The sequence below is a fragment of the Streptomyces sp. ICC1 genome, from assembly GCF_003287935.1.
GTDB classification, from domain to species: domain Bacteria; phylum Actinomycetota; class Actinomycetes; order Streptomycetales; family Streptomycetaceae; genus Streptomyces; species Streptomyces tritrimontium.
This window is the reverse complement of the sequence record NZ_CP030287.1, coordinates 5,520,731-5,539,757: the sequence shown is the minus strand read 5'-3', so window position 1 is coordinate 5,539,757 and position 19,027 is coordinate 5,520,731. Positions and strand designations below refer to the sequence as shown.

General features: G+C 73.9%; 16 protein-coding genes. 3 read left to right on the top strand and 13 right to left on the bottom strand.

All coding sequences use genetic code 11. The annotated features are described in order from the left end of the window. Positions 1–308: 308 nt before the first annotated feature. The 6 genes from ligA to DRB96_RS26045 all read right to left on the bottom strand — a co-directional run bounded on the left by ligA (position 309) and on the right by DRB96_RS26045 (position 9,199). Positions 309–2,519, bottom strand: coding sequence for an NAD-dependent DNA ligase LigA (ligA, locus tag DRB96_RS26070; protein ID WP_112450646.1), 2,211 nt, complete (start codon positions 2,517–2,519; stop codon positions 309–311). Positions 2,520–2,550: 31 nt separating this feature from the next. After that, positions 2,551–3,540, bottom strand: a complete 990-nt coding sequence (locus DRB96_RS26065; RefSeq protein WP_112450645.1) for a methionine synthase — start codon at positions 3,538–3,540, stop codon at positions 2,551–2,553. Then, entirely contained in the window at positions 3,537–4,226 is a 690-nt protein-coding gene (locus DRB96_RS26060) for an SDR family oxidoreductase (protein ID WP_112450644.1), read from the bottom strand. Before DRB96_RS26060 ends, DRB96_RS26065 begins: the two co-directional genes overlap by 4 nt. Positions 4,227–4,293: 67 nt before the next feature. Then, positions 4,294–4,638, bottom strand: coding sequence for a DUF1330 domain-containing protein (locus DRB96_RS26055; RefSeq protein WP_112450643.1), 345 nt, complete (start codon positions 4,636–4,638; stop codon positions 4,294–4,296). A gap of 99 nt (positions 4,639–4,737) precedes the next feature. Then, the gene (locus DRB96_RS26050; RefSeq protein ID WP_204357818.1) at positions 4,738–8,157 is read right to left on the bottom strand and encodes a S8 family serine peptidase; all 3,420 of its coding nucleotides are present in this window, start codon (positions 8,155–8,157) and stop codon (positions 4,738–4,740) included. Between the two features lie 61 nt (positions 8,158–8,218). Further along, positions 8,219–9,199, bottom strand: coding sequence for a helix-turn-helix domain-containing protein (locus DRB96_RS26045; protein WP_112450642.1), 981 nt, complete (start codon positions 9,197–9,199; stop codon positions 8,219–8,221). A 130-nt stretch (positions 9,200–9,329) separates the two neighbouring features. Between DRB96_RS26045 and DRB96_RS26040 the strand changes: the two genes are divergently transcribed. After that, positions 9,330–10,253 carry an NADP-dependent oxidoreductase gene (locus DRB96_RS26040; RefSeq protein ID WP_112450641.1) on the top strand — a complete coding sequence of 308 codons (924 nt, stop codon included), beginning with the start codon at positions 9,330–9,332 and terminating at the stop codon, positions 10,251–10,253. A 76-nt stretch (positions 10,254–10,329) separates the two neighbouring features. Here the strand turns inward: DRB96_RS26040 and mnmA are convergent, their stop codons facing one another. Further along, positions 10,330–11,463, bottom strand: coding sequence for a tRNA 2-thiouridine(34) synthase MnmA (gene mnmA / locus DRB96_RS26035; RefSeq protein WP_112450640.1), 1,134 nt, complete (start codon positions 11,461–11,463; stop codon positions 10,330–10,332). Positions 11,464–11,533: 70 nt separating this feature from the next. Here mnmA and DRB96_RS26030 point away from each other — a divergent pair, with 70 nt between their 5' ends. Then, positions 11,534–12,211 (top strand): peptidoglycan recognition family protein, encoded by a 678-nt coding sequence (locus tag DRB96_RS26030; protein ID WP_112450639.1) that lies wholly within the window; start codon positions 11,534–11,536, stop codon positions 12,209–12,211. A gap of 43 nt (positions 12,212–12,254) precedes the next feature. Here DRB96_RS26030 and DRB96_RS26025 read toward each other — a convergent pair whose 3' ends face one another. The 4 genes from DRB96_RS26025 to DRB96_RS26010 all read right to left on the bottom strand — a co-directional run bounded on the left by DRB96_RS26025 (position 12,255) and on the right by DRB96_RS26010 (position 16,042). After that, entirely contained in the window at positions 12,255–13,418 is a 1,164-nt protein-coding gene (locus DRB96_RS26025; RefSeq protein WP_112450638.1) for a cysteine desulfurase family protein, read from the bottom strand. A 151-nt stretch (positions 13,419–13,569) separates the two neighbouring features. Then, on the bottom strand, positions 13,570–14,430 hold the full coding sequence (locus tag DRB96_RS26020; protein WP_112450637.1) for a thioesterase family protein: 861 nt from the start codon (positions 14,428–14,430) through the stop codon (positions 13,570–13,572). 57 nt (positions 14,431–14,487) lie between these two features. Beyond that, complete coding sequence (locus DRB96_RS26015) at positions 14,488–15,144, bottom strand: trimeric intracellular cation channel family protein (RefSeq protein WP_112450636.1); 657 nt, start codon at positions 15,142–15,144, stop codon at positions 14,488–14,490. Between the two features lie 190 nt (positions 15,145–15,334). Continuing rightward, a complete protein-coding gene (locus tag DRB96_RS26010; protein WP_239517764.1) occupies positions 15,335–16,042 on the bottom strand; it encodes a GNAT family N-acetyltransferase in 708 nt (235 codons plus the stop codon). A 103-nt stretch (positions 16,043–16,145) separates the two neighbouring features. Here DRB96_RS26010 and DRB96_RS26005 point away from each other — a divergent pair, with 103 nt between their 5' ends. Then, entirely contained in the window at positions 16,146–16,568 is a 423-nt protein-coding gene (locus DRB96_RS26005) for a DUF350 domain-containing protein (protein ID WP_112450635.1), read from the top strand. Positions 16,569–16,696: 128 nt separating this feature from the next. Here DRB96_RS26005 and DRB96_RS26000 read toward each other — a convergent pair whose 3' ends face one another. Both DRB96_RS26000 and DRB96_RS25995 read right to left on the bottom strand, forming a co-directional pair. Then, positions 16,697–17,923 (bottom strand): acyltransferase, encoded by a 1,227-nt coding sequence (locus tag DRB96_RS26000; RefSeq protein WP_112450634.1) that lies wholly within the window; start codon positions 17,921–17,923, stop codon positions 16,697–16,699. After that, on the bottom strand, positions 17,920–18,963 hold the full coding sequence (locus tag DRB96_RS25995) for an alpha/beta hydrolase (RefSeq protein ID WP_112450633.1): 1,044 nt from the start codon (positions 18,961–18,963) through the stop codon (positions 17,920–17,922). Before DRB96_RS25995 ends, DRB96_RS26000 begins: the two co-directional genes overlap by 4 nt. Positions 18,964–19,027 lie beyond the last annotated feature (64 nt).

Genomic DNA, 19,027 nt, shown 5'->3' with positions numbered 1-19,027 from the left:
ACCCCTCAACAGTAGGACGCGGAAGGCACCCAGGGGCAGCGGTCGGCGGCGGTTGCCCGAATACGACCCAGCCATCCTCATCAGTACGGTATCCGCCGAACGGGTGAGTTTGAACCAGGCCCCTCCCGTCACCCATCTGATGATCCGACAGGTCAGGGCCTGCGACCAGCCATGTACCGGCCTCGGATCAGCCCTGTACCGGCCGTTCGGTTCCGGATGCCACCACCGCCCGCGCCTGGCGTGCGCCCGCTCTCACGGCCGCACGCCACGCATCCGTTCGCCTTCGCCATTCCCCGGAACCCCGCGATTCATTCCGCTTCGGTGGCGCCGTCCACCGGGAGCGCGGCCTCGCGGGCCGCCTCCGGGCCCTCTGCCAACAGGACGGCGAACCCGGCGTCGTCGAGGACGTGGAGCTTCAGCTGCATGGCTTTGTCGTACTTGGAACCGGGGTTGTCGCCGACCACGACGAAGGAGGTCTTCTTCGACACGGAGCCGGTGACCTTGGCGCCGAGGCTCTGCAGGGCCTCCTTCGCCCCGTCGCGGGTGTGGCTCTGCAAAGTGCCGGTGACGACGACGGTCAGCCCCTCCAGCGGGCGCGGGCCCTCCTCCTCGCCGGAACCCTCCTCCTCCATCCGGACACCGGCCGCCCGCCACTTGCGCAGGATCTCCTGGTGCCATTCCTCGGCGAACCACTCCTTGACCGAGGTCGCGATGATCGCGCCGACCCCGTCGGTGGCGGCCAGCTCCTCCTCGGTCGCCTGCTCGATCCGCTCGATGGAGCGGAACGCGCGGGCCAGCGCCGCGGCCGCGACCGGGCCGACGTGCCGGATCGACAGGCCGTTGATGATGCGGGCCAGCGGCTGGGTCTTGGCCGCCTCGATGTTCGCCAGCATGGCCACCGTGTTGGCCTTGGGCTCGCCCTCCTTGTTGGCGAAGAAGGTGACGATCTTCGGCTCGCCGGTCTTCGGGTCGATCTTGGGCAGACCCGAGTCCTGGTCCCGCACGTAGGAGGTGATGGGGAGCAGCTGCTCCAGGGTGAGGCCGAAGAGGTCGCCCTCGTTCGCCATCGGGGGGACCGAGGGCTCCAGCGGCTGGGTGAGCGCCGCCGAGGCGACGTACCCGAAGTTCTTGATGTCCAGGCAGGCGCGGCCGACCAGGTAGAACAGCCGCTCGCGCAACTGGGCGGGACACGTCCGCGCGTTGGGGCAGCGCAGGTCGATGTCGCCTTCCTTCATCGGCCGCAGCGCGGTCCCGCACTCGGGGCAGTCGGCGGGCATGACGAACTCCCGCTCGCTGCCGTCCCGCAGGTCCGCGACCGGGCCGAGGATCTCGGGGATGACATCGCCCGCCTTGCGCAGGACGACGGTGTCCCCGATGAGCACGCCCTTGGCCTTGACGACCTCCTGGTTGTGCAGCGTCGCGAACTCGACCTCCGAGCCCGCCACCGTCACCGGCTCCACCTGCGCGTACGGGGTCACGCGCCCGGTGCGGCCGACGCCGACCTTGATGTCGATCAGCTTGGAGTTGACCTCTTCGGGCGCGTACTTCCAGGCGATCGCCCAGCGCGGGGCGCGCGCGGTGGACCCGAGCCGGCCCTGGAGGGCGATCTCGTCGAGCTTGACGACGACGCCGTCGATCTCGTGCTCCACCGAGTGCCGGTTCGCGCCGAACTCCGCGATGAACTCCCGGACCTCGGCGAGCGTGGAGACCACCTTGTTGTGCTGCGCGGTCGGCAGCCCCCACTCGTGCAGCAGCTCGTACGCCTGCGACTGGCGCTCGATCTCGAAGCCCTCGCGGGCGCCGATGCCGTGGACCACCATGTGCAGCGGGCGGCTCGCGGTGACCTTCGGGTCCTTCTGGCGCAGCGAACCGGCCGCCGCGTTGCGCGGGTTGGCGAAGGGCTTGGCCTCCGCCTCGACCAGCCGGGCGTTGAGCTCCTCGAACTTCTCCATCGGGAAGAAGACCTCGCCGCGGATCTCGACCAGCGCCGGGATCCGGTCGCCCTTCAGCCGGTCGGGGATCTCCGCGATGGTGCGGACGTTGGGCGTGATGTCCTCGCCGGTGCGGCCGTCGCCGCGGGTGGCGGCGCGGGTCAGGCGGCCGTTCTCGTACGTGATGTTGACGGCGAGGCCGTCCACCTTCAGCTCGCAGAGGTAGTGGTAGTCGGAGGTGTTGGCGTCCCGGGCCACGCGCTCCGCCCAGGCCGCCAGTTCCTCGTCGTCGAAGGCGTTGTCGAGGGAGAGCATCCGCTCGCGGTGCTCGACGGAGGCGAAGTCCGTCTCGTACGCCCCGGCCACCTTCTGGGTGGGCGAATCGGGCGTGCGCAGCTCCGTGTACTGCTCCTCCAGCGCCTCCAGGGAGCGCAGCAGCTTGTCGAACTCGGCGTCGCTGACGACCGGCTGGTCGTTCACGTAGTACCGGAAGCGGTGCTCCTCGACCTGCTCGGCGAGCAGCGCGTGCTGCTCGCGCACCGCCGCCGGTACGGCCGTGTCGCTGCCCTGCTTCTGTTCGGCTGCCATGCCGTGTCCTCCCGTGGCCCGTCTTGATCCATCACTCAGGGTTGTCGGCGAGCGACCTCGCCGCCCTGACGCAGTGCGCCTGAACGGCGCGCGCGTAGGCGGGCGAAGCGCCCGCCAGCCCGCACGAGGGAGTGACCACGACGGACTCCGCCAGAGTCCCCGGGGTCAGCCCCAGCCTGCGCCAAAGCTTCCTGACACCCATGACGCTACCGCCCGGGTCCGACAACGGGCCGTCGGTGCCGGGCACCACTCCGGCGAAGAGTTTCGTGCCCGCTTCGACGGCTTCGCCGATGGCGTCGTCCTCGCGCTCGGTGAGCAAGGAGAAATCGAACGACACGCCCGAGACGCCGGCCCGCCGCAACAGGCCGAAGGGGACCTCGGGCGCGCAGGAGTGCACGATGACCTCGCCGTCGTGGACGGCGAACAGCTCGCGCAGCGTCCCCTCGACGACCTGCCGGTCGACGGCGCGGTACGTGCGGTAGCCGCTGGCGGACCGCACCCGGCCGAGCAGGACCGCCGTCAGCGAGGGCTCGTCGTACTGGAGGACGATCTCGGCGCCGGGGATGCGTTTGCGCACATCCGCCAGGTGCTCGCGCACGCCTTCGGCGAGGGAGCCGGCCAGGTCCCGGCAGGCGCCCTGGTCCTGGAGCACGGCCTCTCCGCCGTGCAGTTCCAGGGCCGCGGCCAGCGTCCACGGCCCGACGGCCTGGACCTTGAGCCTGCCCTCGTACCCCTGGGTGAACTCCTCCAGGGCGTCGAGGTCCTCGCCGAGCCAGGAGCGCGCGCGCTTGCTGTCGCGCCCGGGGCGGTCGCTGATGCGCCAGCCGCTCGGCTCCACGTGCGCGTACATGTCGACGAGCAGTCCGAGTGAGCGGCCGATCATGTCCGAGCCGGGGCCGCGGGCGGGCAGCTCGGCGAGGTACGGGAACTCCTCGAAGGAGCCGGTGACGGTCTTGGCGGCTTCGCGGGCGTCGCCGCCGGGGAGCGAGCCGATGCCGGTGGCTCCGCCGGTCGCGGTCATCGGCCGGGCCTGACGCTGAGGTCGGCGACCACGGCGTCGCGGGGCAGGTCCACGGCCATCAGGATCGTCGTCGCGACGGACTCGGGGTCGATCCAGTCGGCGGCGTCGTAGGACTCGCCCTCCTGGGAGCGGACCTTGGCCTGCATGGGGGTGGCGGTGCGGCCGGGGTAGACGGAGGTGACGCGGACGCCGTGCTCCTTCTCCTCCTCCCGCAGCGAGTCGGCGAGGGCCTTGAGGCCGTGCTTGGAGGCGGCGTAGGCGCTCCAGTCCGCGTGGGCGGTGAGGCCGGCGCCGGAGTTCACGAAGACGACGGTCGCGTGCGAGACCCGCAGGTTGGGGAGCAGCAGGCGGGTCACCTCGGCGGGGGCGATCAGGTTGACGTTGAGCTGCTGGTGCCAGGTCTTGGGGCGCAGTTCGCCGACGGGGCCGAGGTCGACGACGCCCGCGATGTGCAGGAGGGAGTCGATGCGCTCGGGGACGGCCTGCTTGGAGAAGGCCCAGGAGAGGCGGTCGGGGTCGGCGAGGTCCCCGACGAGCGCGCGGGACCCGGGGTACCGGTCGGTGAGCTGCTTGCCGCGGGCGGCGTCGCGGGCGAGCAGGACGAGGTCGTCGCCGCGGGCGTGGAGGCGGGCGGCGACGGCGGCGCCGATGCCGGAGCCGGCGCCGGTGATGAGGTGAGTGGCCATGCGCCCCATGCTCGCAGGTGCCCCGCCCCGCCCCGGGCCCCGACCGACCCGGTCCGGGCGGGACCGGTCAGAGGCCCGCCGCTTCGCGCAGGGCGGCCGCCGTCCGCGAGGCGTCGTAGTCGGCCGCGACGCCTTCGACCAGGATGACGTCCCCCGCGATGTGGTCCGCGCGCAGCGGGATCAGCGCCTGGTAGGCGGGCGAGGCGTACCAGGCGCGGGCGCCCTCGATGTCCGGGAAGGCGATCACGACGATCGTGCCGGGCCAGGCGCCCTCCATGACCTCGACCTGGCGGCCGTGGACGAGGAAGCGGCCCTCGAAGGGGTCCAGGGTGGCCTGGATCTCCTCGATGTAGCGCAGGATGTCCTCGTTCATCGTCTCGGGGCGTATGTGGGCGATGCCGTAGGCGGTCATGTCGGGCCTCGTCTTCCTTGCGGGATCGGCTTGTTGGTCCGATCCTGCCCGCCGATGACCCCGGAGGCGATTACCTCCGGGGTCATCGTCGCGCGGGCGTCAGCGCGCCAGGTAGGCCCGGATGACCGTCACCTCCGCCTTGTTGCCCGCCCCGTCGGCGACGGTGCCCCGCAGGGAGACCGACCCGCCCTTCGCCGGGGTGCGCACCGCGGCCTCGCCGTCGTGCACGCGCACCGGCCGCCACGTGCGGCCCTCGTCGTACGAGACCTCGACCCGCGGCCGGGCCGGGGCCGCGGCCGCCGGGCCCTGCACGGTCACCGGGAACCTCACCGTCCGTCCGGCCGGCAGGGTGCCGTCCAGCGCCGGGTGGGCGCCGAAGCGGACGACGGAGGCGGGGAGCGCGGTCCGCCCGGACGTCTCCTTCGAGCGGAACCACCAGGTCGCCGTGACCGTGGAGGAGGTCCCGGAGAGCTCGGGGCGCAGCCGTGCGGTCGTGGTCAGCTCGTACGCCGCCTCACCCGCCTCGACCGCGAACGGATCGCTCGCCGCCAGCGGGGCCTCGCTGCGGGCCACGACGACGCCCTCGCGGCGCAGGACGGTGCTGCCGGTGGCGTCGTGGAAGTCGCCGACGTGGTGCGCGCCGTCCGCCAGCAGCGGCACGGAGCCCGTGATCGTGTTGCCCTCGCGGAAGACCCCGTGGGCGGCGTCCGCGCGGGGCCCGAAGACCGCCGTGTTGAACCGCTCGCGGTAGGTGCGGCCGCCCGTGAACGTGCGCCCGCTCTCCGCGGAGTACGTCGCCTCCTCCAGCGGGAAGCCGTTCCCGTCCCGGCCCGCGCTCTGGGTGAAGGAGAGGTCCCAGGTCACCTTGTCGAGGGTCGACAGGTACACCGTGGCCGTGGTCGGCAGCGGCCGCGGGATCGACATCGAGGAGGAGGAGCGGGCCTCCGGGAGGTTGCCCATCGCCAGGAGCGAGCCCTGCTTGCCCGGCGCCGAGGCGCCCTGCCCGACCTCGACGGCCGCCAGGTCGCGGGCCTTCAGGTGCCGGGCGTAGCCGGTCGCGAGGCTCCGTACCGGACCGCCCAGCACGGCGTGGTACTCGGCCGACGCCCCGTCCGCCCAGTGCACGTCCCACTGCTGGCGCAGCGTGCCGGGCGCGGGGGACGGGCCCAGCTGCCGGGTGCGGAACCCGGTGAGCGCGTCGAGCCAGAAGCCGAAGCCGTACTCCGCGCCGCCCTCGCGCAGGGTGTACGACGGCATGACGAACTGGGCCCGCGCCGACTTCGACGGGACGGTGATGTCCACCGGCCTGGTGGTGCGCGCGTCGAACGTCACCGTGGTGTCGCCGGCGATGTCGAGCGCGGGCTGGACGATCCAGTCGGCGCCCTTGGTGAGGTCCAGCGGGTCGACGACGAGGGAGGCGTCGAGCAGGTAGCCGCCCTTGGGGACGCGCAGGGTGACGGTGCCGGAGTCGTCGTACGCCTCGAAGCGCCGGGCCGCGGCGCCGCCCCTGGTGCCCTGGACGGTGGTGCCGTACTCCTTGGTGGGTTTCCCGTCGCGGCCGATGTGCCGGAGCGTGAGGTCGTAGGACTCGATCTCGCGTTCGGCGACGGCGGCCGTGCGCACGCGCTGACCGCCGCCGGCCGCCGTGGCGGTCGCGTACGCGCTGTACGTGCCGTCGACCGTCCCGCCGGGGCGGGTGTCCACGGTCAGCTCGGTCTCGGCGGTGCCGCCCGCGGGGACGGTGAGCTGGCGGGCGCCGAGGGTGAAGAAGCCCTCGGGCGCGGGCTTGCCGTCGGGTCCGCTGCCGGCGACGGCGAGGTCGAGGGTGACGGGCGCGGTGCCGAGGTTCCGGTAGGTGATCTTCCGCGACTGCGGGGTGTCGTCCGTGTGCGGCCAGCGCTGCGCGTCGAAGGTCAGCGCGCCCTGCTGGGCGACGACGCTCTGCTCCAGCGCGCCGTCGACGGCGATCCGGCCGGTGCCCTGCTGGTACGGGGTGTGGGCCGCGCCCGTGGCGGAGGCGGTCAGCGCGCCCTTGAGCTCGGGGCCCTTCCAGTGCGGGTGCCGCTGCTTGAGCAGGGCGGCGGCCCCGGCGACGTGCGGGGTGGCCATGGAGGTGCCGGAGATCGTCAGGTAGCCGGCCGGGCCCTGGCCGGTCTCCCGGTCGATGACGCTGCCGGGGGCGGCGGCCGCGGTGATGTCGACGCCGGGGGCGGTGACGTCGGGCTTGACCCCGCCGTCGCCGACGCGCGGGCCGGTGCTGGAGAAGGGGGCGAGGACGTCGGCGTCGTCGACGGCGCCGACGGTGAGCGCGCCGTCCGCGCTGCCCGGGGACTGGACGGAGCCGGGGCCGCGGCGGCCGCTGTTCCCGGCGGCGACGGCGAACAGCACGCCCGTCTCGGCGCTGAGCTTGTCGACGGCGGCTTCGACGGGGTCGAGCTGGGGCGTGTCGGGGGCGCCGAGGCTGAGGTTGACGATGTCGGCGCCCTGCGCGACGGCCCACTCCATCCCGGCGAGGATCCCGGAGTCGTTGCCGGAGCCGCGGTCGTCCAGGACCTTGCCGTTCAGCAGCTTCGCGCCGGGCGCGACGCCCTTGAGGGCGCCGGCCGAGCGGGCGCCCGTACCGGCGGCGATGGAGGCGACGTGCGTGCCGTGGCCGACGCGGTCCACGGCGTCCGCGGACCGGGAGAAGTTCTGTTCGGCGACGACCTGGCCCGCGAGGTCGGCGTGGGTGGCGTCGATGCCGGTGTCGAGAACGGCGATCTTGACGCCGGCGCCGTCGTACCCGGCGGCCCAGGCCTTGTCGGCGCCGATCTGCCGGGTGCTCTTGTCGAGGGTGGCGGTGCGGACGGCGTCGAGCCAGACGGTGGCGATGCCGGGGGCCGCCGCGCGCCGGCCGGCGTCCCGCCCGGGGTCGGTGACCGCCTCCCAGAGGGCGGCGGCGGCCGCGGGGGCCGCGCTGACGGCCTCGGCGTCCAGGACGGTGTACGTCCGGGTGACCTCGAGGCCGCCCGCGGCCCGCAGGGTCGAGCGGGCCGCGGGGGCGGAGCCGCCCTCGTAGCCGATGATCAGCTGGAGCCGGCCGGAGCGGGCGTCCTGGTACTCGGGGCGGCTCAGCTCGGTGACGTCGAAGAGGCGGGCGTCGAGCTTCCCCGCGCGGATCAGCGGCTGGGCGTCGTACGGCAGGACGCTGGTGTGGCCGTTCTCGCGGCGCAGCGAGAACGGTATGTGCTCGCGGCCCTCGGCGCGTTCGAGGCCGACGGGCTCGCCGCCGGCGCCGAGGACGACGCGGTCGCCGGTGATCAGGGTGACGCGGGTGGTCCGGGCCGCGGCGGCCGCGGACCTCGCCGGCGCCGTCGATGTCGCGGACGTCGCGGATGCCGCGGATGTTGCCGACGTCCCGCCCGGTAAGCCCGGCCCGGCCGCGGCCGCGGCCGGGGTGGTCAGCCCCGCCGTGAGCGCGAGAGCGGCGGCCGCGGCGGCCGAAGCCGCCGCCCCCGCCCTGCCGTGGTGGTTGCGCACGTGGTTCCCCCTGAGAGAAGAGTGCAGGAACCAGGCAGTATGCCGAGGGGGTGACGGACCATCAATGGTGCGTGGGTAGAACTGAGTTGGGCTGGAAGGTGCGGCGGTAGGCGATCGGGGAGACACCGAGGGACGCCCGCATGTGCTGGCGCAGGGAGTTGGCTGAGCCGAATCCCGACCGGTGGGCGACCAGGTCCACGGGAAGATCGCTGGACTCCAGCAAGTGGCGGGCGACTTCGAGGCGTTGGACGGTGAGCCACTGGACCGGGGTCATGCCCACCTCGTCGCGGAACCGCCGGGTGAAGGTGCGCAGGCTCATCCGGGCGTGGGCGGCCAGTTCGGCGAGCGCGACGGGCTCGGCAAGGCGTTCCAGGGCCCAGGCGCGGGTGGCGGTGGTGGTGGCGAGGGTGGGTTCCGGGACGGGCCGGTCGATGTACTGCGCCTGGCCGCCGTCGCGCCACGGCGGTACGACGCACAGGCGCGCCGCGCGGTTGGCCACGGCCGTGCCGTGGTCCTGGCGGACCATGTAGAGGCAGAGGTCCACGCCGGCGGCGACCCCGGCGGAGGTCAGGATGTCCCCGTCGTCGACGAAGAGCACGTCCTCGTCGAGCTTGACGCGCGGGAAGGCCCGCTGAAAGGCGGGCGCCTTGATCCAGTGCGTGGTGGCGGGCCGGCCGTCGAGCAGGCCGGCGGCGGCGAGCACGTAGGAGCCGGTGCAGATCGACACCAGCCGGGTGCCGGGGCGGATCGCGGCGAGGGCGTCCGCGAGCGGCCGGGGCAGGGGTACGCCCTGCTCCAGCGCCATCATGACGTTGGTCGGCGGGATGATCACCGTATCGGCGGCCGCGAGGGCCTCGGGCCCCGCCGAGACCCCGACCGTGAAGCCCGCGTCGCTGGTCACGGGCTGCCCGTCGACGGTGCAGACGGTCACCTCGTAGAGCGGCTTCCAGGAGTCGTCGACGGCGTTGCCGAACACCCGGGAGGGCATCCCGAGCTCGAACGGAGGGACGCCTTCGAGGGCGAGTACGGCGATCCGGTGCATGGCCAGATCCTGTCACAGGGTGGCCTTACGGCCAATACCGCGGCCTTGCTCCGCAGCCGAAGCTGGTCCGGCAGCAGCACCGGACAGACCGCGCCGGACACCAGCACCTGACACACCCGAGGAGAAACACATGCGCGCCATCGTCGTCAGCCAGTGGGGCGGACCCGAGGTACTCACCGAGACCGAGCTGGACCGGCCGGAGCCGGGCCCGGGCGAGATCCTGGTACGGGTCCACGCGGCCGGGGTGAACCCGGTGGACTGGAAGGTCCGGGCCGGCGGCACCTTCGTCCCCTGGGAGCCGGCGCTCGTCCTGGGCTGGGACGTGTCCGGCACGGTCGAGGCCGCCGGCCCCGGCGTGACCCTCTTCCAGCCGGGCGACGAGGTCTTCGGCATGCCCCGCTTCCCGCTCCCGGCGGGCGGCTACGCCGAGTACGTCACGGCCACGGCCCGGCACTTCACCCGCAAGCCGGCCGCGATCGACCACGTCCAGGCGGCCGCGCTCCCGCTGGCCGCGCTGACCGCCTGGCAGGCGCTCACCGACACCGCCGGCGTGCGGCCGGGGCAGCGGGTCCTGGTACACGCGGCGGCGGGCGGCGTGGGGCACTTCGCCGTGCAGATCGCCAAGGCGCTCGGGGCGTACGTGATCGGCACCGCCAGCGCCGCCAAGCACGAGGTGCTCCGCTCGCTCGGGGCCGACGAACTGATCGACTACCGGACCACGGTGTTCGAGGACGCGGTGTCGGAGGTCGACGTCGTGATCGACGCCATCGGCGGGGACTACGCGGCGCGCTCCCTGAAGGTGCTGCGCCCCGGCGGGCACCTGATCACCCTGAACAGCCCGGACGACGTACCGGCCGGCGCGGAGGGCTTCCGCACCGGCTGGACCCTCGTGGAGCCGGACCACGCGGGCCTGAGGGCCATCGCGGCCCTCGTGGAGGAGGGGAAGCTGCGGCCGATCGTCGAGACGGTGCTGCCCCTGGCCGAGGCCGCGAAGGCGCACGAGATCGGCGAGCGCGGGCGCACCACCGGCAAGATCGTGCTGACGGTGGCCTGACCCGGCGCCCTTGGCCCCGGTCAGGGCCCTGGCCCGTCCCTGGCCTGTCCCTAGACCGTCCCTGGCCAGGGACGGTCTAGACGGCCGCCGTGGCCCTGGTCGTCGCGGCGATCGTGGCGGAGCCGACCACGCGGGTGCCGTCGTAGAGGACGATCGCCTGGCCGGGGGCCACGCCGCGGACCGGCTCGGTGAAGGAGACGCGCAGCTCGCCGTCCACGAGCTCGGCGAAGACCTCGGTCTCGCCGCCGTGGGCGCGCAGCTGCGCGGTGTACGTACCGGGGGCGGCGGGGCTGGAGCCGCACCAGCGGGGGCGGATCGCGGTGAGGGCGGTGACGTCGAGGGCCTCGACGGGGCCGACGGTGACGGTGTTGTTCACCGGGGAGATGTCGAGGACGTAGCGCGGCTTGCCGTCGGGGGCCGGGTGGCCGATCCGCAGGCCCTTGCGCTGGCCGATGGTGAAGCCGAAGGCGCCCTCGTGGGTGCCGACCTTCTCGCCGGTGGCCTCGTCGACGATGTCGCCCTCGGCCTTGCCGAGGCGGCCGGCGAGGAAGCCCTGGGTGTCGCCGTCGGCGATGAAGCAGATGTCGTGGCTGTCGGGCTTCTTCGCGACGGCCAGGCCCCGCTCCTCGGCCTCGGCGCGGATCTCGTCCTTGGTGGTGAGGGTGTCGCCGAGCGGGAAGAGCGCGTGGGCGAGCTGCTTCTCGTCGAGGACGCCGAGGACGTACGACTGGTCCTTGGCCATGTCGGAGGCGCGGTGCAGCTCGCGCGTGCCGTCCCCGTTCAGGACGACGGTGGCGTAGTGGCCGGTGCAGACGGCGTCGAAGCCGAGGGCGAGGGCCTTGTCGAGCAGCGCCGCGAATTTGATCTTCTCGTTGCAGCGCAGGCAGGGGTTCGGGGTGCGCCCGGCCTCGTACTCGGCGATGAAGTCCTCGACCACGTCCTCGCGGAAGCGCTCGGCGAGGTCCCAGACGTAGAAGGGGATGCCGATGACGTCGGCCGCGCGGCGGGCGTCGCGGGAGTCCTCGATCGTGCAGCAGCCGCGGGCACCGGTCCGGAAGGACTGCGGGTTCGCGGAGAGCGCGAGGTGGACGCCGGTCACGTCGTGCCCGGCTTCGACGGCGCGTGCGGCGGCGACGGCGGAGTCCACTCCGCCGGACATGGCGGCCAGGACGCGGAGGGGGCGGGGGCTGCTCGGCAGGTTCTCAGTCATAGCACCGTCCAGGGTACGGGGGAACCGGGCGGGGTCACAGCGCGTTATCGGTGACAGGGGGTGGATCACCATGGGCGGCAAGGGCGACAAGGGCGGTACGGGCAACAAAGGGCGGCCCGGGCGGACCCGCAGGGCGGTGCTGTTCGGCGGGCTCGGGGTGCTGACGGCCGCGGCGGTCGCCGGGCGCGACGAGATCGGGCGGGCCTGGTGGCTGGTGCCCGGGGTGTCCAAGCCGCGGAAGGACGGCGAGCTGGACCACGCGGGGGCTTCCTGGACGGCGGCCTCTCCGGCGAACTGGCGGCTCGCGGACCGGCCCGCGGACTACCGGGTGGACCGGATCGTGGTGCATGTCACGCAGGGCGGCTTCGCGTCCTCGGTGGACGCGTTCAAGAATCCGTTCCACCGGGCTTCGGCGCACTACATAGTCGACCAGGACGGCCACATAGAGCAGATGGTGCGCGAGCTCGATGTCGCCTTCCACTCGGGCAACCGCTCCATGAACGAGCGCAGCGTCGGCATCGAGCACGTCGGGTTCGTGGACCGGCCGAAGGACTTCACGGACGCGATGTACGGGGCTTCGGCGCGGCTCGCCGCCGACATCTGCAAGCGGTACGGGATACCCGCCGACCGCAAGCATTTCCTCGGGCACTCCGAGGTGCCGGGAGCCGACCACACGGACCCCGGCCGCCACTGGGACTGGGACCGCTACCTCCGCATGGTCAACGAGGCCGGCGCGGCGGGCGCCTAGTGCTGTGACCGGAAAGGTCCACCGGGTCACAGCACTAGACGGCCTAGCTGAGGCCCGCCGTGCGGGCGCGGGTCACGGCCGGGCCGATGGCGGCGGCCACCGCGTCGACGTCGGCCTTGGTGGAGGTGTGGCCCAGCGAGAACCGCAGGGTGCCGCGGGCCAGCTGCGGGTCGGTGCCGGTGGCCAGCAGGACGTGGCTGGGCTGTGCCACGCCCGCCGTGCAGGCGGAGCCGGTGGAGCACTCGATGCCCTGGGCGTCGAGCAGGAGCAGCAGGGAGTCGCCCTCGCAGCCGGGGAAGCTGAAGTGGGCGTTGGCGGGGAGCCGGCCGGCCGGGTCGCCGCCCAGGACCGCGTCGGGGACCTCCCGGAGCACGGCGGCGACGAGCTCGTCCCGCAGCGCGCCGATCTCGGCGGCGAACCGTTCGCGCCGCTCGGCGGCGAGCACGGCCGCGACGGCGAAGGCGGCGATCGCCGGGACGTCGAGGGTCCCGGAGCGGACGTGCCGCTCCTGGCCGCCGCCGTGCAGGACCGGTACGGGGCTCTGGTCGCGCCCGAGCAGCAGCGCGCCGATCCCGTACGGTCCGCCGACCTTGTGACCGCTGACGGTCATGGCGGCGAGGCCGCTGTCACCGAAGCGGACGTCGAGCTGACCGAAGGCCTGGACGGCGTCGGAGTGCAGGGGGATTGCGAACTCGGCCGCCACGGCGGACAGTTCGGCGATCGGCATGACGGTGCCGATCTCGTTGTTGGCCCACATGACGGTGGCGAGGGCGACATCGTCGGGGTTGCGCTCGATCGCCTCGCGGAAGGCTTCCGGGTGCACGCGGCCGTAGCGGTCGACCGGGAGGTACTCGACGCGTGCCCCCTCGTGCTCGGCGAGCCAGTGCACGGCGTCGAGGACGGCGTGGTGCTCGACGGGGCTGGCGAGGACGCGGGTCCGGGCGGGGTCGGCGTCGCGGCGGGCCCAGTAGAGCCCCTTGACGGCGAGGTTGTCGGCCTCCGTGCCGCCGGCGGTGAAGACCACCTCGCTCGGACGGGCCCCGAGTGCCTCGGCGAGGGCCTCACGGGCCTCCTCGACGGTGCGGCGGGCGCGGCGGCCGGCGGCATGCAGGGAGGACGCGTTGCCCGTGACGGCGAACTGCGCGGTCATCGCCGCAGCGGCCTCCGGAAGCATCGGAGTGGTGGCGGCGTGGTCGAGGTAGGCCATGATCCCCCGATTCTACGAGCCCCCCGCGACCCGGATTCCCCCGCGGGGCGCGGCCGGTGGTCCGGGACCCCTGCCGACGGGCGGCCGGCGGGCCGCCGGCGGGCGGCCGGCGGGCGGCCGGAGTGCTCCGCGGAGCGCTCCGGCCGACGCGTCAGGAAGGGATGCGGGGCGCGCGGGCGAGCTGGCGGGACTGGGCCACCAGGCGGTCCGCCGAGTCCCAGACCTCCGCGTCCTCCTCCAGGAAGCCGCCCGAGAGGTTGCGCGTGGTGATGGCGACGCGCAGCGGACCGGGGGCCGGGCGGTGGCGGACGTGGGTGGTGAGTTCCACCGTCGGGGTCCAGCCGACCAGGCCGAGGTCGAAGGAGGTCGGCGGGAGCGCGTCGACGGCCAGGAGCAGGGAGAACGGGTCCGCGTCGCGCCCGTCGGCCAGCTCGAACCAGGATCGCATCTCGCCCTTGCCCGAGGGCTGTCCGACCGCCCAGCCGGCCGTCGCCGGGTCCAGGCGCAGCCGGAGCCGGTCCACGATGGCGGAGCTGCCGGGGATCGGGGCCGGGCCGGCCTCGGGGCCGAGGCAGTCCTCGTACGCGGGGATGACGGGCGGCAGGGCCGTGGTGTGGACGGCGTCCGGGAGCGTCGCGAGGTCCCCGTAGGAGGCCAGGACGCGGATCCGCTCGACCTCGGCGCCGCTCTCGTCGTACTGGAAGAGGGAGGCCTGGCCGGTGGAGAGCGTGCGGCCGATCCGTACGACCTCGGTGCGGATCACGGCGGGGCCGGGCACGGACGAGGTCAGGTAGTGCGCGGAGACCGTGAAGGGGTCCGGGTGCGGCAGGGCCGCGGACAGGGCGCGGCCCACGAGGGCCAGCAGGTAGCCGCCGTTGACGGCGGTGATGATCGTCCACCCGGCGGAGAGGTCCGCGTCGTACACCCCGGGCTCGCCCGCGCGGGCGGTGACGGCGGTGTCGCGGTCGAACTCGCTGTCGCCGATGGAGGCCTTGGCAGCTGCGTGTGACATGGAACGAAAGTACACCGGGAACCTACTAAGCGGTAGCTTTGTTTGATTGCGGGCTCGTTACGGCTCCTCCGCCACCGCCGAGCGGCGGTTCCACGCGAGCGGCGCCCGCCAGTGGTAGCGGATGGCCAGCAGCCGCAGCACGAAGGTGGTGACGATCGCGAGGCCGGTCGTGATCCCGTTCAGGGCGTCGAAGCTGATGAACAGGGCCACCATCGAGGCGCCGATGACGGCCGGCACGGCGTACATCTCCCGGTCGCGCAGCAGCGACGGCACCTCGTTGACGAGTACGTCCCGCAGCACGCCCCCGCCGACGGCCGTGGCCACGCCGAGCGCGGCGGACGCGGTGAGGCCGAGGCCGAACTCGTAGGCCTTCGTCGTGCCCGTCACGCAGAACAGCCCGAGGCCGGCCGCGTCGAAGACGTTGATGGCGCGGTTGATCCGCTGGACCTCGGGATGCAGGAAGAAGACCAACGCGGCGGCGATCAGCGGGGTGACGAAGAAGCCGAGGTCGCCGAAGGCGGCGGCGGGCGTGGCACCGATGACGATGTCGCGGAACAGGCCGCCGCCGAGGGCCGTGACGAGCGCGAGGACGACGATGCCGAAGACGTCGAAGTTCTTGCGTACGGCGAGCAGGGCGCCGGCCGTGGCGAAGACGAAGATGCCCGCGAGGTCCAGGCCGTGCTGGATTCCGGGCGGGAAGAGATCGTGGAGCACGGGCCCATTGTGCCGGTCGCCTGGCGGCGTGCCCGAACGGTGGGTCCCGGGCCGCGGGCGGCCCGGGGCCCCGACCCGCCTCGGGGGCGGCCGTCGTCGGGTGCGGCGCCGCTGGATCGGCCGGACTCGCCGGCGGGGCTGGATTGGGCGGGCTTGCCGGCGGGGCTGGATTGCCCCGCCGGGGGGTGGGTCAGACCACCTGTCGGACAGCACAGTTGACTAGGGCATCGATATATCGGTACCAGACCGGCGGGTCGCGGGGGGTCCGACACAATCGGAATGATCGCTTCCCCCCAGGCCTCGAACGGTGGGCCGGTACAGTCCATTTGGGCCGCGCACGGCCCCCGACGGGAGCCCCCTCACCGGGGAACCACGCATGCACCAGGCCCACGGCCCCCTCCCACTCCTCCCCGGCCCGGCCGCGTTGCCGGTGATCCCGCACGTCCCGCACTCCTCCCGCTTCGTACCGGACCCCGTCCGCCGCGGCCCCCTCCGCCGCGCCCACGGCCCGGTAGAACCCGGCGGCGTGCGGATCGGAGTCGATGAGCAGCCGGCGGAAACCGAGCCCGGCGGCGCGCCGCAGCACGTCCCGGTAGAGCAGCCGCCCCACGCCCCGGCCGATGGCGGCCGGCTCCACGAAGAGCAGCCCGAGCCGCCCGAGCGGGGGCTCGCCGTCCAGGGAGGCCAGCCCGAGCACCGGCGCTCCGCGGCCGTCGGCTCCGGCTCCGCCCTCGGCTACCACGATCCGGCGGCGCGCCTCGTCGCCGGGCGCGATCCGCAGCTCGGGCGCGCACGCGGCCAGGAACCCGGCGTCGTAGCCCCAGTGCGCCTTCGAGCGCATGACCAGCCCCGTCAGCGCCTCGGCCTCCGCGGGCAGCGCGGTCCTGAGCTTCGCCACTTCCTGACCTCCCCATGGTCCGGTGCCATGCCGTGCGATAGATTCGGCCACCGCGCCGACAGGCACGCGACGTACTTCCTACCCACCCGGAGACGGCTTCCCAATGAGCGACATCATCAACGGACTTGGCCGCACCACGGCATTCGGCGGCGTGGGTCTGGTGCTGCTCATCCTCGGCATCGTCCTCGTGGACGTGCTGACCCCCGGCAAACTGCCGAAGCAGATCTGGGAGGAGCGCAACCGCAACGCCTCCGTCCTGCTGTCCTCCGCGCTGCTCGGCATCGGCGGCATCGTCTTCACCTCGATCTGGACGACCTACGACGACTTCGGCAAGGGCCTGCTCTCCACGGCGGCGTTCGGCGTCCTCGGCCTCGTCCTGATGGGCGTGGCCTTCCTGGTGCTGGACCTGGTGACCCCGGGCAAGCTCGGCGTCATCGTGGTCGACCCGGAGCCGCACCCCGCGGTGTGGGTGACGGCCTCCTGCAACATCGCGGTGGCCGCGATCGTCGCCGCCTCCATCGCCTGACGGCGGTCCGCGGGCGGTTGACGACGGACAGCGAGAGCGCCGCTCCCCCCGGGGAGCGGCGCTCTCGTTTCGTGGCGGTGCACCGCGCCCGGCGCCCGCAGCTCCGGCGGCAGCCCTTACGCCGGCCCTTACGCCAGCCCCAGCGCGAAGACGGCGAACCCCGCCGACAGCACGCCCGCCGCCGTCCGGCGCACCGCCGTCGCCTTCGTCCACGGCTCCTCGAACCGCCGCGCGTACCGGGCGATGCCCACCAGCAGCGCCGCGAAGACCGGCATCCACGCCAGCCTGGCCGCGATCCACCCCAGGCTGTCCGGAGCCGTCGTCAGCCCCGCCAGCCCGCCCGCGAAGGAGCCCGGCACGGCGGCCGCCAGCATCGCCGTCTGGTGCCAGCACAGGATCGTCATCGCGCACAGGTTGATCACGACCACCGGTGCCCACAGCGCGGGCCGGGCCAGCAGCCGCCCCAGCCGGTCCCGCAGCAGGATCGCCGCCCCCGACTGGGCCGAGGCCAGCGCCAGGACGAGCAGCGACGGCGGATGCGAGTTGGTGCGGGCCTCGCCCGGCACGCCGACCATCGACGCCGGGTAGTGGAAGACCGCCAGCAGCACCGCGAACAGCACGCCCCCGCCCGCCAGCAGCAGCCACGCCCCGCGCCGTCCGATCCGCCCCTCGCCCCACGACACGCCCAGCTGGTAGGCGAACAGCCAGCCCGGGAGGATGTTCACCAGCGCCAGCCAGCCCGGCACCGAGTCCGCGAAGGGCCCGTAGCGCAGGAAGTCGACCACCGCGACCGAGCCGAGCAGCGGAGCCGCCGCCCAGCCGCCGAGCCGGCGGGCGGCCCGTACGCAGAAGGGGGTCAACGCGGTGACCGCCACGTACACCCCGACGAACCACAGCGGCTGGATCACCAGCGTGGCCCCGGTCCGCAGCGTGGCCTCGGGCACCCCGGCCGCGTACAGCACGGGCGCGGCCAGCGCCCACACCGCCGTGACCCCGAGGACCGGTCGCCCCAGCCGGGCGATCCGGCCCTTCAGCCACGCCCCCGTGGTGGCGGTGCGCCGCCGGAAGGAGAGCACCGAGGCGTAGCCCCCCACGAGGAAGAAGATCCCGAGCATCTGCAGCAGCCAGCTCGCCGGGGCCAGGGCGCCGAAGGCGGTGAGCGGACTGGCGTTGTGCAGGGCCCCGTCGGAGTCGAGGGTGAACCCGCCGAGCAGCCAGTGCCCGGTGGGGACGGCCAGCAGGGCCAGCGCCCGCAGTCCGTCGACGGCCCGGTCGCGGTGGGCCGGTGTCTTGGCGTCGATCCGACCGGCGGCGGCCCGTGCCGCGGCGAGGATGCCCGTGCCCGGCGCGCTCATCGGGTGTCTCCCGTCGCGATCGAGGCGAAGGCCTTCAGGGACTGGGTGCCGGGGGTGAGGTAGCCGGTGTGTCCGGCCACGTCGGCGGCGGGGACCCGGCGGGCGCCGAAGGCCGGCGAGGTGGGGTCGGCGCCGTGGCCGAGCCCGGCGAACTCCACGTTGGGCACGTCGGAGATCCAGTCGGAGGGTCCGCGCGCCGCCCATACGCGGGCTCCGGTGCGCAGCCCCGCGACGCTGTCGGCCCGCATTCCGGGAGATCCGAACGCGACGATGTCGGTGGCGTCCGTGTGCCGGGCGGCCAGTCCGCAGACCACCGAGCCGTAGCTGTGGCAGAAGAGCACCGGGTCGGGTGCGCCGACCGCGTCGAGCCCGTCGGTGAAGCGTGCGAGGCGGACCGCGCCCGCCTCGGCCAGCCGGCCCTGCGCCGTGTCCAGTCCCACGCCGACGGGCGTGGAGTAGCCGGTCCACGCGATGACGGCGGCCGCGTCCGAGGTGGCGGCCCGCAGCGAGCGGGCCATGCCCGCCGGGCCGGTGTACGCGGCCCGCCCGCGGTCGTAGGTGGTGGCGTCGTTGTCCGAACCCGGCACGACCACCGAGATGTGCGCGGCCCGCTCCAGGTCCCCGAACACCTCGGCGACCGTGCCCCGACCGCGCGGGTCGAAGGCCAGGATCTGCCGGCCGGGCGCGGCGAGCGAGGCGAAGCGGGCCTGGCCCGAGGCCAGGACGGCCAGCCGGTTGGCCTCGTACCTGAGGGGCGGCGGGGCCCCGTCCAGGTTGCCCACCACCAGCGGGTGGGACCGTACGAGGCCTTGGGCCCGCACGCCGTCCAGCGCGGCGAAGAACCGCGCGACCTCGCGCGGCGTCGCCCGTGCCGGATCCGGCAGCGGCTGCCCGGACACGGTGTCGGCCCGCCAGGCGGCGGCGCCGGGCGGCGGCCCGGTGACGGCCGTCTGGGCGTCGGCGGAGGCCCATCCCGCGGTCCCCGCGACGACGGCCGCCGCGAATGCGGCCGTGGTCAGTGTCCTTGCGAAGCGGCGCATGCCCCTTCTCCTCTCCTCGTGACGAGGAGGAAGGTAGGAAGGAGGTACCCGCGGGGGCGTCGGA